The sequence below is a fragment of the Aeromonas sp. DNRA1 genome, assembly GCF_963888745.1.
In the GTDB taxonomy this organism is placed as follows: domain Bacteria; phylum Pseudomonadota; class Gammaproteobacteria; order Enterobacterales; family Aeromonadaceae; genus Aeromonas; species Aeromonas hydrophila.
Map to the genome: position 1 here is coordinate 759,079 of NZ_CAWPKQ010000001.1, position 13,804 is coordinate 772,882.

General features: G+C 59.9%; 17 protein-coding genes. All 17 read right to left on the minus strand.

Annotation, left to right across the window (positions count from 1 at the left end; genetic code table 11):
• Nucleotides 1-87: 87 nt before the first annotated feature.
• Entirely contained in the window at nt 88-900 is an 813-nt protein-coding gene (locus AACQ43_RS03435; RefSeq protein WP_029301472.1) for an MlaA family lipoprotein, read from the minus strand.
• 80 nt (nt 901-980) lie between these two features.
• Entirely contained in the window at nt 981-2,255 is a 1,275-nt protein-coding gene (gene ccmI / locus AACQ43_RS03440) for a c-type cytochrome biogenesis protein CcmI (RefSeq protein WP_168965969.1), read from the minus strand.
• On the minus strand, nt 2,252-2,731 hold the full coding sequence (locus AACQ43_RS03445) for a cytochrome c-type biogenesis protein (protein WP_168965971.1): 480 nt from the start codon (nt 2,729-2,731) through the stop codon (nt 2,252-2,254). Before AACQ43_RS03445 ends, ccmI begins: the two co-directional genes overlap by 4 nt.
• An 11-nt stretch (nt 2,732-2,742) precedes the next feature.
• Complete coding sequence (locus AACQ43_RS03450; protein WP_005298853.1) at nt 2,743-3,273, minus strand: DsbE family thiol:disulfide interchange protein; 531 nt, start codon at nt 3,271-3,273, stop codon at nt 2,743-2,745.
• Nucleotides 3,270-5,225: a heme lyase CcmF/NrfE family subunit gene (locus AACQ43_RS03455; RefSeq protein ID WP_045790303.1), complete on the minus strand. Its 1,956-nt coding sequence runs from the start codon at nt 5,223-5,225 to the stop codon at nt 3,270-3,272. The genes AACQ43_RS03450 and AACQ43_RS03455 overlap by 4 nt, the downstream gene beginning before the upstream one ends.
• An 82-nt stretch (nt 5,226-5,307) precedes the next feature.
• Entirely contained in the window at nt 5,308-5,799 is a 492-nt protein-coding gene (gene ccmE, locus AACQ43_RS03460) for a cytochrome c maturation protein CcmE (protein ID WP_011705301.1), read from the minus strand.
• Nucleotides 5,796-6,002 (minus strand): heme exporter protein CcmD, encoded by a 207-nt coding sequence (gene ccmD, locus AACQ43_RS03465; protein WP_011705300.1) that lies wholly within the window; start codon nt 6,000-6,002, stop codon nt 5,796-5,798. The genes ccmE and ccmD overlap by 4 nt, the downstream gene beginning before the upstream one ends.
• A gap of 2 nt (nt 6,003-6,004) precedes the next feature.
• On the minus strand, nt 6,005-6,745 hold the full coding sequence (locus AACQ43_RS03470; protein WP_011705299.1) for a heme ABC transporter permease: 741 nt from the start codon (nt 6,743-6,745) through the stop codon (nt 6,005-6,007).
• A 163-nt stretch (nt 6,746-6,908) separates the two neighbouring features.
• On the minus strand, nt 6,909-7,577 hold the full coding sequence (ccmB, locus tag AACQ43_RS03475; RefSeq protein ID WP_011705298.1) for a heme exporter protein CcmB: 669 nt from the start codon (nt 7,575-7,577) through the stop codon (nt 6,909-6,911).
• Nucleotides 7,578-7,582: 5 nt separating this feature from the next.
• The gene (gene ccmA / locus AACQ43_RS03480) at nt 7,583-8,218 is read right to left on the minus strand and encodes a cytochrome c biogenesis heme-transporting ATPase CcmA (protein ID WP_168965973.1); all 636 of its coding nucleotides are present in this window, start codon (nt 8,216-8,218) and stop codon (nt 7,583-7,585) included.
• A gap of 154 nt (nt 8,219-8,372) precedes the next feature.
• Nucleotides 8,373-8,759: a DUF2802 domain-containing protein gene (locus AACQ43_RS03485; protein WP_011705296.1), complete on the minus strand. Its 387-nt coding sequence runs from the start codon at nt 8,757-8,759 to the stop codon at nt 8,373-8,375.
• An 18-nt stretch (nt 8,760-8,777) separates the two neighbouring features.
• The gene (locus AACQ43_RS03490; protein ID WP_005298836.1) at nt 8,778-9,266 is read right to left on the minus strand and encodes a chemotaxis protein CheW; all 489 of its coding nucleotides are present in this window, start codon (nt 9,264-9,266) and stop codon (nt 8,778-8,780) included.
• 69 nt (nt 9,267-9,335) lie between these two features.
• Entirely contained in the window at nt 9,336-10,208 is an 873-nt protein-coding gene (locus tag AACQ43_RS03495; RefSeq protein ID WP_168965975.1) for a chemotaxis protein CheW, read from the minus strand.
• Entirely contained in the window at nt 10,205-10,999 is a 795-nt protein-coding gene (locus AACQ43_RS03500) for a ParA family protein (RefSeq protein ID WP_011705294.1), read from the minus strand. The genes AACQ43_RS03495 and AACQ43_RS03500 overlap by 4 nt, the downstream gene beginning before the upstream one ends.
• Before the next feature lie 4 nt (nt 11,000-11,003).
• Nucleotides 11,004-11,930 carry an OmpA family protein gene (locus tag AACQ43_RS03505; protein ID WP_168965977.1) on the minus strand — a complete coding sequence of 309 codons (927 nt, stop codon included), beginning with the start codon at nt 11,928-11,930 and terminating at the stop codon, nt 11,004-11,006.
• 2 nt (nt 11,931-11,932) lie between these two features.
• Entirely contained in the window at nt 11,933-12,670 is a 738-nt protein-coding gene (locus AACQ43_RS03510) for a flagellar motor protein (protein ID WP_024943899.1), read from the minus strand.
• 2 nt (nt 12,671-12,672) lie between these two features.
• The gene (locus tag AACQ43_RS03515) at nt 12,673-13,788 is read right to left on the minus strand and encodes a protein-glutamate methylesterase/protein-glutamine glutaminase (protein WP_017409957.1); all 1,116 of its coding nucleotides are present in this window, start codon (nt 13,786-13,788) and stop codon (nt 12,673-12,675) included.
• Nucleotides 13,789-13,804 lie beyond the last annotated feature (16 nt).

Genomic DNA, 13,804 nt, shown 5'->3' on the forward strand with positions numbered 1-13,804 from the left:
GGCGTTTTTTATGCCTGTGCAACAGCAGAGACGAAAAAGGCGCCCGCAGGCGCCTTTGTTACGTTACTCGAGCCGGATGCGCTGGCATCACTGGTCGATTTCATCCAGATAGTCGTCCAGATTGCTGTCATCTTGCTTCTCCTGCTGCTCTTGCTTGAGCTCGGTCTGACGACCGGTCACCTTGTTCTGGTTGTACTGCAGATAGAAGTCCTTGGTCAGGGCATAAGGATCGAGCGCGTTGTCGATGATCCGCTCCTGATCGATCAATTTGGAGCGGGTACCCAGACCATCCAGCGCCCAGTGGGTGATGCGCAGGGGCAGGGTCAGCAAGGCATAGGGGAAGTAGATGGTATCGATGGTATCCCCCACCAGCTTGCGGGTGGTGGTCGGGCCGTAGACCGGCACCATCAGGTAGGCGCCATCGCCGATATCGGCGCGGCCCAGCACGGTATTGAGCTCCAGCTTGTTGCGCGCCAGGCCGGCATGCTTGGCCACGTCGAAGATCCCCAGCAGACCCACTGTGGTGTTGAGGGTGAAGCGACCCAGGTTGGTGCCCGCCCCCTTCAAATCGCCGGTGATGAGATGGTTGACCATGCTGCTCGGCTCGTTGAAGTTTTCCACCAGGTTTTCGATGCCGTCCTTCATTCCCTGCGGAATATAGCGGGCATAGCCGTGCACCACGGGACGGGCCACATAGGGCTCCAGCACATCATAGTTGACGGCCCACATGGCCCGGTTGGCGCCCTGGAACGGGTCACGACCATCGCTGGCCGTGCTGGTCGCACCAGGCCGGCTCGGCGTCTCCTTGAGGTCAAGGCTCTCGGGCCCCTGCTTGGGCGGGCCGCCAGCACAGCCGCCCAGCAACAAGGCCACCATCAATGCCCCTACACGCACATACATATGGAAGTCCTAGCTTTTTATTGTGATTAATCTGAATTATAGGCAGCCCGGCCCCATCGAGGGGCCGGGCCAAAGGCGTATTAGAGGGCGTGATCGATGCGGATGTCAATCGGCGCTGAAGGAATCGAACCGGTGGCGACCGGAACGGAGACACCTTCAAACGCCCCTTCCTTGTTCATGACGTTGCCGCCACGGGAGAGGCGCGCCTTGAACTGCAGCTCGGGATAGGCGGCCAGCTTGTTGCCTTCCATCATGGCGTCACCGTCACCCAGCGACAGGGTCAGCGGGAAGTGCGGCCCCGGGATACGCTTGACCGCGATGGGCATGGGCGGTCCGTTGGGGATCACCGCAAACACGAACAGATGGGCATCTTCCGGCAGTGCAATGCCATCGGCCAGCGTCACCTTGAGCGGGAACTCGCCGGCCTTCACCTCCAGTACCTGGTCAGAGGCCACGTTCTGCCCGCTCGCCTCAGCCGGCACGGTCGCACTGGCCATGCCGCGCTTCTTCAACTGCTGCTCGGCATAGTCGATGGAGCGCTCCACCATGGTGTAACGGGTCGAACCCTTCTCCATCAGCGGCAACATCTCGCGCCAGCGTTGCAGGGCGGTCTTGAAGTCCTCTTTTTGCAGCGCCATGAAGGCGTAGACGGAGCGCGCCTCGATACTGGCAGGATCCTGGGCAATAGCCATCCGCAGCAGCTGGTCGGCCTGCGCGTCATCCCCTGTCATCATCAGTGCCTGGGCGTAGGGCACCGCCACCATCGCCTTCTGCGGGGCCAGCCCGTAGGCCCGCTCCAGCGCCTCGCGGGCCATCTCGGGATCATTGCCATCCAGTGACAGCCGACCCAGCAGCAGCCAGCCGCGATAATCGTTCGGCTCGTCCTTCAGGCGGGTACGCAGGGCCAGGGTGAAGTCCAGCAGATCCTGCTCGGTGACCTCGGCGTCCCGCTCCACCAGGATGCGGTTGCTGAGCTCGCCCAGCCGGCTGTTGGCATCCTGCCAGCGGCTGACCTCCTGCCAGGAGCCGAGCTTGTAGTAGAGCCCCAGGCTCACCACCAGCAGCACCAGCACACCTGGGATCCAGATCATGCTCTTGCCGCCGCGGGCAGTCTGCTCCACGTCGGGGATGTCGTCCAGCAGGCTGCGCTGCAGCTCGATCAGGGTGTCCTGCTCTTCCGCCAGCACCCCTTGCTCGCGCTCTTCCCCGATCTCCAGCAGACGCTGGCGATAGAGCTGTTTGTTGAGGGCCGAGCGGCTGATGCTCTGCTTGCCCTCCCCCCGCCACAACGGCAGCACCAGCGCCAGGCTCACCAGCGCCAGCAGGGCCGCGATCACTATCCAAAATGCGGTCATTGTTTCTCTTCCTCTTTGAGCAGGGCAGCCAGACGACGCTGCTCCTCCGCGCTCAGGGCGCTATCCGCCGGCGTGGCAGCCGCGGGACGACGGCGACTGCGCACCACCACCATGACGACACCGATGACGATCACCAGCAGGGGGCCGAGCCAGAGGATCAGGGTCGACGCCATCAGCGGCGGGTTGTACAGGATGAAGTTGCCGTAACGGGCGACCATGTAGTCCACCACTTCCCGCTTGTCCTTGCCCTCGCGCACCATCTGGTAAGTCTTGTCACGCAAGTCCTTGGCCAGGCCCGCGTTGGAGTCGGCGATATCCTGGTTCTGGCACTTGGGGCAGCGCAGCTCCTTGGTCAGCTCGCGAAAGGTCTGCTCCTGGGCGTCGCTGTCAAAGGTGTAGACATCGATGGCGGCCAGCGCCTGGCCTGCCCCGCCCAGTCCCGCCAGCAGCAGCAGGGACGCAATAAACATTCTCATCAGGCTCTCCCTCACTTCATGGCGTCATAGATGGGTTTGAGGGTGCTGGCCCACACCTCGGGGTTGACGTCCCCCACGTGGCGATAGCGAATGATGCCCTGACTGTCGATGAAGAAGGTCTCCGGCGCGCCGTAGACCCCCAGATCCAGCCCCAGCATGCCGTCGGGATCATAAAGATTGATCTGGTAGGGATTGCCGAGCTCCGCCAGCCAGTTGATGGCCTTGGCCCGTTCATCCTTGTAGTTCATGCCGACGATGTAGATCCCCTGCCCCGCCAATTGCTTGAGGTAGGTGTGCTCCCCATAGCAGGTCGGGCACCAGGTGGCCCAGACGTTGAGCAACATGGGGCGCCCCTTGAGGATGCTCCTGTCATGCTGTTTATTGAGGTCATAGATGTCCTGCAGGGTGAACACGGGCACCTCCTTGCCCACCATCACGGACTCGAGCTTGGTGGGATCGGAGTAGAGCCCCTTGAACAGAAACACGGCCCCCAGCAGAAACACGATGAAGGGGATCAGAAACAACCAGGTCTTCTTGCTCATGCCTTGGCCTCCTCGTCACGGCGACCGAAACGGTAGCGCTTGTCCAGCATCGCCAGCACGCCGCCGATGGCCATGAAGACGCCGCCGAACCAGATCCAGCGCACGAAGGGTTTGTAGTAGATCCGTACCGCCCAGGCGCCGCTATCGAGCTGCTCGCCGAGCGCCGCGTAGAGATCCCGGGTGAAGCCGGCATCGATGGCTGCCTCTGTCATCGGCATCCGGGTCACCTTGTACATGCGTTTCTCCGGCTTGAGCAGGGCGACCTGCTTGCCGTCCTTGTGCACTTCCAGCACGCCCTTGAAGCCGTCGTAGTTGGGGCCGTTCTTCTCTTTGATGCCAGTGAAGACAAACTCGTAGTCGGCAAACTGGACCCGATCGCCGGCCTGCATCCGCAGATCCTTCTCGATGCTGTAGTTCTGGGTACAGGCGATGCCGATGATGCTCACCGCGAGGCCCACGTGGCCCAGGATCATCGCCCAGTGGCTGTTGCCAAGGCGGCGTACGCCGACGGTGAAGCTGTGCTTGTGGGTGGCACGCACCCAGGTTTCCTGCACGCTGGTCACGATGATCCAGGCGCCAAGCCCGATACCGAGCGCAGCCCAGGGCTTGAACTCCTCGGCCAGCAGCAGCGGCAGCAAGATGGCGGCGGCCAGGCTCAATACCAGCGCCAGCACCACCTTGCCCTTGAGCTCGCCCAGCTCCTGACGGCGCCAGCGAAACAGCGGGCCGACCCCCAGCAACAGGGCGAACGGAATGATCAGCCAGCTGTAGATGTGGTTGAAGAAGGGAGTACCGATGGAGATGCTGCCCAGCCCCAGCTCCTTGTGCACCAGCGGCAGCAAGGTGCCGAGCAGCACGGTCAGCAGACCCGCCACCAGCATGATGTTGTTGCACAGCAGCAGGGTCTCGCGGCTCCACAACTCGTGCTTGCCGTGGCTTCTCACCTGGGAACCCTTGAAGGCAAACAGCAGCAAGGATGAACCGATTACCGCCAGCAGGAAGCCCAGAATGAACAGGCCACGGGTCGGGTCGGAGGCAAACGCATGCACCGACACCAGCACGCCGGAGCGCACCAGGAAGGTACCCAGCAGGCTCAGGGAGAAGGCGGAGAGCGCCAGCAGCACGGTCCAGGCCTTGAAGGTGGCGCGCTTTTCACTGACCGCCAGCGAGTGCAGCAGGGCGGTGCCCGCCAGCCAGGGCATGAAGGAGGCGTTTTCTACCGGATCCCAGAACCACCAGCCTCCCCAGCCGAGTTCGTAATATGCCCACCAGGAGCCGAGCACGATACCCAGGGTGAGGAAGACCCAGGCCGCCATGGTCCAGGGACGCGACCAGCGCGCCCAGGTGGCATCGAGCCGGCCAGTCATCAAGGACGCAATGGCAAAGGCGAACGCCACCGAGAAGCCCACATAGCCCATGTAGAGCATCGGCGGGTGGAAAATGAGGCCGGGATCCTGCAACAGCGGGTTGAGGTCGCGCCCATCCACCGGGAAGTAGGGCAAGGTGCGGATGAAGGGGTCGGAGGTAAACAGCACGAAGGCGGTAAAGCCGACCGAGATGAGGCCGAGCACACCGAGCACCCGCGCCACTGCGTCGAGCGGCAGGCGACGGCTGAACATGGCGACGGCCGCAGTCCAGCCCCCCAGGGTCAGCACCCACAGCAGCAGGGACCCCTCGTGGGCGCCCCACACCGCGGAGATGCGATAGGCCAGCGGCAGCAGGCTGTTGGAGTTGGTGGCCACGTACTGCACGGTAAAGTCGTTGTCGATGAAGGCCCAGGTCAGGCACAGGAACGACAGCAACAACAGCAGGAACTGGGCATAGGCGAGCGGGCGGGCCGCCGACATCATGCCAAGGCGCCCCCATTTGGCGCCGAGCAGCGGATAGCTGCCCAGCAGCAGGGCGGTGGCGAAGGCCAGGATCAGTGAAAACTGTCCCAATTCAGGGATCATGGCTGAACTCCTTTCAAATGAGCCGCAGCACGAACCTGTAAACCGGCTTGAAAAGGTGAAAACGGTGCGAATGCTGCCGGGATCATTGCTTGCTCCCCTTCAGCTGCGCCTCGGTATATTCCGGCTTGAAGTGCATGCCGTTGGTGGCATCGGCCACTTCCGGCGGCATGTAGTTCTCATCGTGCTTGGCCAGCACCTCGAAGGCGGCGACCGTGGTTGCATCCTTGAGGGTGCCCTGGGCGACGATGCCCTGCCCCTCGCGGAACAGATCCGGCAGAATGCCGTCAAACTCGACGGTCACCAGATGCCCGCCATTGTCCACCAGCTTGAAGGCCACCTTGAGGCTCTGGGGATCCCGCTGTACCGAACCCGGTACCACCAGACCGCCGATGCGCAGGCGCTGTCCCTCTTCCGGCTTGATCTTGTCCGGGCCCTTGCCCTCCACCAGCTCGCTCGGGGTATAGAAGAGATCGATATTCTGGCTGAGGGCATAGAGCACCAGGCCGATCACCGCGGCAAGCCCGGCACTGATCGCCAGGATGATGGTGAGGCGTTTCTTGCGTCTCGGGTTCATAGGGTGTTCTCCATCTGCTGGGCCGCCTTGCGGCGGGCCTCGCGCGCCTGCTTGTTGCGCAGTTCACCGAGCAGGGCGCGGGTTTTCATACGGGTGGAAATGACGATGCCGACCAGGCAGAGTAGGGTCAGACCGAAAGAGAGCCAGACGTAGAAGGCGTAACCACCCATCGCCAGAAAATCACTGAATGAGGCAAAGTGCATGCTTACTTCTCCTGCTCGGCTATCTCTTTGACCCAGGGGCGGTGCCACTCCCGCATCAAGAGCTCGTTTCGAAAACGCATCAGGGAGAGGGCCCCGAGGAAGGCGGCAAAGGCCAGGATCATGATGAGCAGCGGCCACAGCATCTCGGGGGAGATGGAGGGCTTGTCAAACTTGGTGATGCTGGCGCCCTGGTGCAGGGTGTTCCACCACTCCACCGAGTAGTGGATGATCGGCAGGTTGATCACCCCCACCAGCGCCAGAATGCCGGCGGCGCGACCGGCCAGCACCTTGTCGCTGAAGGCGTTGTAGAGGGCAATGACGCCGAGGTAGAGGAACAGCAGGATCAGCTCGGACGTGAGCCGCGCATCCCACACCCACCAGGTGCCCCACATGGGTTTGCCCCAGGCGGCGCCGGTAAACAGTGCGATGAAGGTGAACACGGCGCCGACCGGCGCGACCGCGGCCACCGTCATGTCCGCCATCCGCAACTGCCACACCAGACCGATGAAGGCAGCCACCGCCATGGTGGAGTAGGCCCCCATGGAGAGGATCGCGGCCGGAACATGGATGTAGATGATCCGGAAGGAGTCGCCCTGCTGATAATCCGCAGGTGCAAAGGCCAGCCCCCAGAGGGTGCCGATGATGAATGCCAGCAGGCTTGTCACGGCAAACCAGGGCAGCAGGGTCCCTGCCAACTGGTAAGCCCGCTCGGGTTTAGCGTAAGGGTGCAACCATTTCCACATAGCTCACAAAACCTTTCTGTTATTAATATCGTGGCGAGGCCTACCATACCCACTGCCGGAAAACATCACATCCCCCGAAAGCAATAAGCAGCCATCCTCTTGATCTATCTCAATTATATTTTTTATAACGGCCCTTCCATGGCCACCTTTTCAGACGCTTTCGTCAATTCACGCTGACCCGCAGCGCCGCCGAGACCGCCAGCGGGGTCAGGGTCAGCGCACCGGCCAGCATGGCCCCCAGAATCGCCAGCTGCCCCGAATAGGGCAGCCCCATCCCCGCCGCATCGATGGCGGAGGTGGCAAAAATCAGTACCGGAATATAGAGCGGCAGGATCAGCAGGCTGAGCAGTACCCCCCCCTTGCGCAGACCGACCGTCAGCGCGACGCCGACCGCCCCGAGCAGGCTCAGCACGGGCGTCCCCAGCGCCAGGGTGGCGACCACCGCCAGATAGGTGTTCATGTCCAGTGACAGCAAAATGGCGAGCAGCGGGGAGATGAGCAGCAGCGGCAGGCCGGTCAGCAACCAGTGAGCGATCACTTTGGCCAGCGCCAGCAAGCCCAGCGGATGGGGCATCAGCATCATCTGCTCCAGCGCACCATCGCCAAAATCGTCGCGAAACAGCCGCTCCAGCGACAGCATGGCCGCCAGCAGAGCGGCCACCCAGATGATGCCGGGAGCGATGCGGGCCAGCAGCTTGGGCTCGGGGCCGATCCCTAACGGAAACAAAGTGATGACGATGAGGAAAAACCAGAGCGGGTTGAGGATGTCGGAGCGCTGGCGCAGGGCCATCAACAGCTCGCGGTGGATCAGGTGCATTACGGCGCGCAACATCAGAACTACTCCTGCAGCAAGGGCGTGAGAGAGAGGGTCTTCAACCGTCCCTGCATCAGGGTCATGTCCTGATGGGTGGTGAGGATCACCATGCCCCCTCGTTCGGCGTGGGTCAGGAACAGCCGCTCCAGCACCTTCACCCCCTGCTTGTCGATAGCGGTGAACGGCTCATCCAGGATCCAGAGCGCCGGCTTGTCGCTGAGCCACAGGCGGGCCAGCGCGACACGGCGCTGCTGGCCGGCAGAGAGCTGACCGGTGGGGTTGTCTTCAAACCCGGCCAGACCGACCTGGGCCAGTACCCGCCACAGATCCACGCTGGTATCGGCCGCATGGTGCAGTTTCTGGTAAAAAGCGAGGTTTTCGAGCGGTGTCAGGGCAGCCTTGACGCCAGGCTGATGACCGAGATAGAGCAGATTAGCGTGATATTCATCGCGGCAACTGCGGATATTTTCGCCATTCCAGCACACTTCACCGGCGAGTGGTTGGGACAAGCCGGTCAGCAAGCGCAGCAGGCTGGTCTTCCCTACCCCGTTGGGGCCTTCAATTTGCACCAGATCACCAGGAGCCACCGCAAAGGAGAGATGTTCAAACAGAGTGCGATCTTCACGCACGCAGCTCAGATTGTGAATTTGAAGCAGCATGAGGATGTAATCAGTGAAAAGAAGCGGCCTGCATATTAACACAGTATCGGGAAGCGTCTTTTCAAAGATGCCAATTATCAGCAGGATTTGTGGGGGAGATCCCGCCTTGAAGGGAGGGGAAAAAAATCAGGAAGGCGGATGCCTTCCCGAACATTCATGAGCGGCCTTTTCGCAATGAAATCAACAATTCAGCTTCGGCCTTAGGCAATTCACATTCGTTCATGACCTCATCGAGGTCGGCACCGAGTTCCACCATCTTGGCGGCGCGGCTGTACAGGCGGCGTTCCGGATCCTGCAGGGTCAGCTCCTGCTGGCGATCGTTGATCTGCTGCATGGCCCCTTCGACGGATTGCAGACGCTGGCCCATGCCGATGGCCCCGGTATGCAGCTCCATCATCTGCTTGCGCAGGCTCTCGAGCTGCCCTTGCAGCGTCTCCACCCTGGCCTCGGACTCTCGCTGGCCACGTCGGCTACCAATCACCCCATACAGGGCCAGCACCAACGCCAGCAAGGACAACCCCAAGGCGGCAATTTCAATCATCAACACATTATCTTCCTATCAGAGGGAACCGATATCTTCCCACTCTTCATCGGAGAGCAGCTTGTTCAGATCGACCAGGATCAACAGCTGACCATCGCGGTTGCTGACACCCTGAATGAACTTGGCACTCTCTTCGGTACCCACCGCCGGGGCCGCGTCGATCTCGGAGGAGCGCAGATAAACCACCTCGGCCACGCTATCGACCATGATGCCGATCACTTGCTTTTCCGCCTCGATGATAACGATGCGCGAGTTTTCACTCACATCGCCGGAGGGCAGGCCGAAGCGGGAACGGGTATCTATGACGGTCACCACGTTGCCTCGCAGGTTGATGATGCCCAGTACATACTCGGGAGCACCGGGCACAGGGGCGATCTCGGTGTAGCGCAGCACCTCCTGCACCTGCATCACGTTGATGCCGTAGGTTTCATTTTCCAGCTGGAAGGTGACCCATTGCAGCACTTCATCTTCGGCCAGATTCTGTGCAATATTGCGCTTTTCTGTCATGTTTTTATTCCTTTTATGAAAACGTCTACTGGTAAAACTAGCAATAAAACAGCCCGAGTGCAGAAGTTATCAGCGACCTTCTATGTTGACCCCGCGCTCCAGCAACAGGAGCAATTCCTTCACGTGTAGCAGGGCACACATCTTCTCCTTGACCATGCCCGCCAGCCAGGGGCGTTTGCCCTCCTGATGGCGCCATTTGACCTGGTCACGATGCAATAACTCCGTTCCCTTCAGATGATGACAGGCAAGTCCCCAGGGAGATTCACCCAGCATGATCAAATACTTGTAATCGGGCACATCCAGATGCTGGCCAGGCATGACCCACTGCGCCGTGTCCACCACATTCATCTTCTGTTCGCGGGAAGTCATGATCCCCTTGTACCAGCCTGGCTGACCAAACAGGGTGTTCACTTCTCCCAGTTGATGAATACCGCCAAGCTCGGTCAACGGCACCGCAAAGGTGACACCTGCGACCTCAAAGAACAGCGCCTGAAACTCCTTGCCGGTATCGATATTCTCCCAGGTGGAGGGTGCAACCTCCTCCTGCGGCGCCAATGCGACATCGGTCTCTGTCACCACCAGCGTGGCAGGATCCGCAGCTGCGGGCTCGGGCATCACCTCGGGCCACACTGGCTCGACGGGTAGCAGAGCATCCTCGGCCTCAATCTGAAGCGGTTCGCTGACGACCTCTTCATGACTCAGCGCGTCGATTTCAAACTGAACCTGACCGACCTGAGCCAGCAATTCACTCAACTGCTCCAGCCGTTGATCCGCCTCCAGATAGGGTTGCGCCCCCTTATCGGCAACCGGCTGGGGCTGACGCTGCAGCTGGATGACGGGGGCAGAGTCAGGCTCGTCAGACGAATCCAGCAGCAGTGCATCATCCAGCAACAGGGAGTGGAAATAATCATCCATGGCCCGAACTTGGGTGGTATCTCTCATGATGTCACCTCATGAGCACGCTGACGCTCTTGCGCATCAAGATAGTTGAGCAGGGTCTCATAGGCATAGGTGCCACGGCTGCTCGGCGAATAGATGGAGGGGGGAATGTGAAGCAAACTGGCATCCCGGAATTTGGTATCTATGGGTATGACGGCATTCCATACCGCATTGCCGTGCTGCTCCTTGATGGACTGCAGAGTCATCAGCGAGGCACGGGTTCGCTTGTCAAACATGGTGGGAATGACGGTATAACGGAACTTCTCCCGCTTGGAACGTTGCATGATTTCAAACGTCTTCATCATCCGCTCCAGCCCTTTGAGCGCCAGAAACTCGGTCTGCACCGGCACCAGGATCCGGTCACACGCAGCCAGCGCATTGACCATCATGACCCCCAAGACAGGCGGGCAGTCGATCAGCACATAATCGTATTGATCCTGAATGCGCAGCAACGCTCGCTTGAGCACCAGCCCCATCCCTTCCCGATTGCCCATCACTCGATCGAGGGTCGCCAGGGTGATTGACGCGGGCAGCAGATGAATATTGTCAAACTTGGTTCGCAGCGTCAGTTTATTGACGAGCTCTGCCGTTGGTTTGACCGCCTGAAACAGCTCATAAAGAGTGCCATCCAGCCGGTCAGAATCAAAATCAAGATAAGAGGTCAGGGAGGCATGAGGGTCGGTGTCAATCAATAGCACCCGCTGGCCACGCTGGGCCAGAATACCGGCCAGCGAGACCACTGTGGTGGTTTTACCGACCCCACCCTTTTGGTTGGCAACCGTCCAAACAATCACTGTATCAATCCTGCCTCGTTGTTATGCGTATGCCACCACCTGGCAGCGTGATCACCTTGACCTCTCCTGCCTCGACCGCCTGTTGCACTGCCGGCACTTGCGTCTCCGTTACAGCCTGCACCGGGGGATTTGATACCGGAGCAGGTGGCACCCAGGCAAACTTGGAAATAGCGACCACCACCTTGCGATTCTGTAAACGCCCCTGCTCGGTACTGTTGTCCGTGAAGGGAGAAAACTCCCCGTAAGCTTCATAGGCCAACCGCTGCGGCGCAATCCCTTTGGCGATGAGCGCGGTGAGTACAGCTTCCGCCCTTGCCGCAGACAACGTCCAGTTGGAACGGAAAATTTCATTATTTATCTGCTGGTTATCGGTATAACCGCGCACTCTTACATAGTTATCGACCTGCTTTAGAATACTTGAAAGAGTATTTAGCACGGGATCGGCATTGCTACTCATGAAGGCGCTGCCACTGCCGAACAACAGACCTGAGCTCAGCTCTACGGTCAACCAGTTGTCATTGAGCGTCAACTTGACTACCCCGGCATCGACCAGAGAACCCATGCTCTCCTGCAATTGCGTATCGATCTTCGCAAGAGTCATACCATCTTGCGCGATGGGAACACCTGAGATGGGAGCCAAAGAGGGTGAGCGCGCTTTGGCGCTCTCCAGAACCGAGGAGGCGGCAGATACCTCGTTGTTCAACAACGACTTTCCCTGCCCTTCCAGCAAACCGTCGCTGCGTGGCTGCATGACGTTGAATGCCTGGGTCATGCCATCGATGACCGCGCGATACTTGTCCTTGTTGACCAGCGCCACCGAATAGAGCACCACGAACAGGGCGAAGATCAGCGTCATATAATCGGCGTAGGAAACCAGCCAGCGATCGAGATGTTCCCGACCTTGCAGATGCAAACGGTAGCGCTTGCGCATGGCTATTCTCCCTTCAGATAAGCCTTCAACCGCCGTTCAACCTGAGGACCATTTTCGCCGTGGGCGATTGCCATCAAGCCTTCCAGCGTCATCTCCTGAAACAGGGCGTAATGATAGTGAAAAGCCCGTAACCGGTTGGCAATCGGCAGGTATAACAGGTTGGCAAAGCCAACCCCGTAAATAGTGGCGACAAACGCAACGGCGATACCGGCACCCAGCGAGGCGGGTTCTTCCAGATGAAACATGGCCTGGATAAGTCCAATCACTGCGCCAATGATACCTATGGTCGGACTGTAACCCCCCATGGCTTCAAAGACCCTGGCGGAGTGTTCGTTTCGCTCCTGCTCGATGTCGATATCCGCTTCGAGCAACATGCGAATATCATCTATCGACACCCCGTCAACGATCATGGTGAGCCCCTGCCGGGTAAATTCGTCGCTCTCCTGATCAGCCTGGTTCTCCAGCGCCAGCAGCCCTTGCTGACGTGCAAACACGGCCCAGGCTTGCAGTCGTTCAGCTTGTGCGACCAGATCCCAGGCGGGAGGCAACAGCATCCAACGGGTCTGTCTTATCGCTTCCAGCAGAAACTTGCGTGGCGTCTGCAAAATGACAGCCCCCCAGGTTCCTCCTACAACGATGACGAAAGCAGGCCCATCAAGCAGGGTGAGCAGGTTGCCGCCATGCCATAACTGGGCAATGGCGATGGCTCCCAGTGCCAGGATCAGGCCGAACATGCCCATCGTTAGCGGCCCAGCTCAACCAGGATTCGTTGTGCAACCCGATCAAGCGGCAGTGATTCCGTGGCGATGCCGGCTTTGGCAACCGCTTGCGGCATGCCATATACCACGCAGGAGGCTTCATCCTGTGCCCAGATGGTAGAGCCCTGCTCCTTGAGCAGACGCGCACCATCCCGGCCATCCGCCCCCATCCCGGTCAACACGATGGCGAGCACCTTGTCGGCATAGGTTTTGGCAGCAGACGCAAAGGTGATGTCGACGCATGGCTTGTAATTCACCTTGTCATTGCCATCGACAATCCGGATGCGCGCCCCCGCACCACGCCCCTCCAGCAGCATCTGCTTGCCACCCGGAGCCAAGTAGGCATGGCCAGGTTTGAGCACATCGCCATCTTCCGCTTCCTTGACCCCGATCTGGCACAGACCGTTGAGGCGAGCGGCAAACGCGGCGGTAAAGGTTGCCGGCATATGCTGGATCAACAAGATGGGATGAGGGAAATCACCGGGTAATTTGGTCAACACGTTCTGCAGCGCAACCGGGCCACCCGTCGAGGTGCCGATGGCCACCAGCTGATAACTCTTGCCACTGCGTTTGAAGGCAGCTGCTGGCATGGCGCGCGGCGGCTCGGCCTGACGCTCTGCCGGCCGGGCGATTGAGCTGCCCAGCGGGGAACGGGCGGCAGGTTCAGGCGCTTTGGGACGAGCAGGAGCCGCCATCAGGAAACGCTTTCGAGAAATCTCCTTGACTCGCTGCTGTAACAGACGAACAGCTTCATCCTTGTCACGGGCGATATCTTCAAATTTCTTGGGCAGGAAATCGAGCGCCCCGGCATCCAGCGCATCCAGCGTCGCTTTGGCCCCTTCATGGGTCAAAGAGGAGAACATCAGGATCGGAGTCGGACACTTGGCCATGATTTCGCGTACGGCGCTGATGCCATCCATCACGGGCATCTCGATGTCCATGGTGATCACATCCGGGCGCAACTGGATCGCCTTGTCCACGGCCTCGCGTCCATTTTGAGCCGTATCGATCACCGTCAGCATGGGATCCTGAGTGATGATCTCGCTGACCCGACGACGGAAGAAGCTCGAATCGTCGACAACTAATACCTTGACTGCCATTGTTATTTTTCTAACT

Bases quoted from the DNA above. Each gene is read 5' to 3' on its own strand.
- AACQ43_RS03445 (WP_168965971.1), bottom strand. From the start codon at position 2,731: ATGAGAATGTTTATTGCGTCCCTGCTGCTGCTGGCGGGACTGGGCGGG.
- AACQ43_RS03470 (WP_011705299.1), bottom strand. From the start codon at position 6,745: ATGTGGAAATGGTTGCACCCTTACGCTAAACCCGAGCGGGCTTACCAG.
- AACQ43_RS03490 (WP_005298836.1), bottom strand. From the start codon at position 9,266: ATGACAGAAAAGCGCAATATTGCACAGAATCTGGCCGAAGATGAAGTG.
- AACQ43_RS03450 (WP_005298853.1), bottom strand. From the start codon at position 3,273: ATGAGCAAGAAGACCTGGTTGTTTCTGATCCCCTTCATCGTGTTTCTG.
- ccmI (WP_168965969.1), bottom strand. From the start codon at position 2,255: ATGACCGCATTTTGGATAGTGATCGCGGCCCTGCTGGCGCTGGTGAGC.
- AACQ43_RS03495 (WP_168965975.1), bottom strand. From the start codon at position 10,208: ATGAGAGATACCACCCAAGTTCGGGCCATGGATGATTATTTCCACTCC.
- ccmA (WP_168965973.1), bottom strand. From the start codon at position 8,218: ATGCTGCTTCAAATTCACAATCTGAGCTGCGTGCGTGAAGATCGCACT.
- AACQ43_RS03485 (WP_011705296.1), bottom strand. From the start codon at position 8,759: ATGATTGAAATTGCCGCCTTGGGGTTGTCCTTGCTGGCGTTGGTGCTG.
- AACQ43_RS03510 (WP_024943899.1), bottom strand. From the start codon at position 12,670: ATGGGCATGTTCGGCCTGATCCTGGCACTGGGAGCCATCGCCATTGCC.
- ccmB (WP_011705298.1), bottom strand. From the start codon at position 7,577: ATGTTGCGCGCCGTAATGCACCTGATCCACCGCGAGCTGTTGATGGCC.
- AACQ43_RS03455 (WP_045790303.1), bottom strand. From the start codon at position 5,225: ATGATCCCTGAATTGGGACAGTTTTCACTGATCCTGGCCTTCGCCACC.
- AACQ43_RS03505 (WP_168965977.1), bottom strand. From the start codon at position 11,930: ATGCGCAAGCGCTACCGTTTGCATCTGCAAGGTCGGGAACATCTCGAT.
- AACQ43_RS03435 (WP_029301472.1), bottom strand. From the start codon at position 900: ATGTATGTGCGTGTAGGGGCATTGATGGTGGCCTTGTTGCTGGGCGGC.
- ccmE (WP_011705301.1), bottom strand. From the start codon at position 5,799: ATGAACCCGAGACGCAAGAAACGCCTCACCATCATCCTGGCGATCAGT.
- ccmD (WP_011705300.1), bottom strand. From the start codon at position 6,002: ATGCACTTTGCCTCATTCAGTGATTTTCTGGCGATGGGTGGTTACGCC.
- AACQ43_RS03515 (WP_017409957.1), bottom strand. From the start codon at position 13,788: ATGGCAGTCAAGGTATTAGTTGTCGACGATTCGAGCTTCTTCCGTCGT.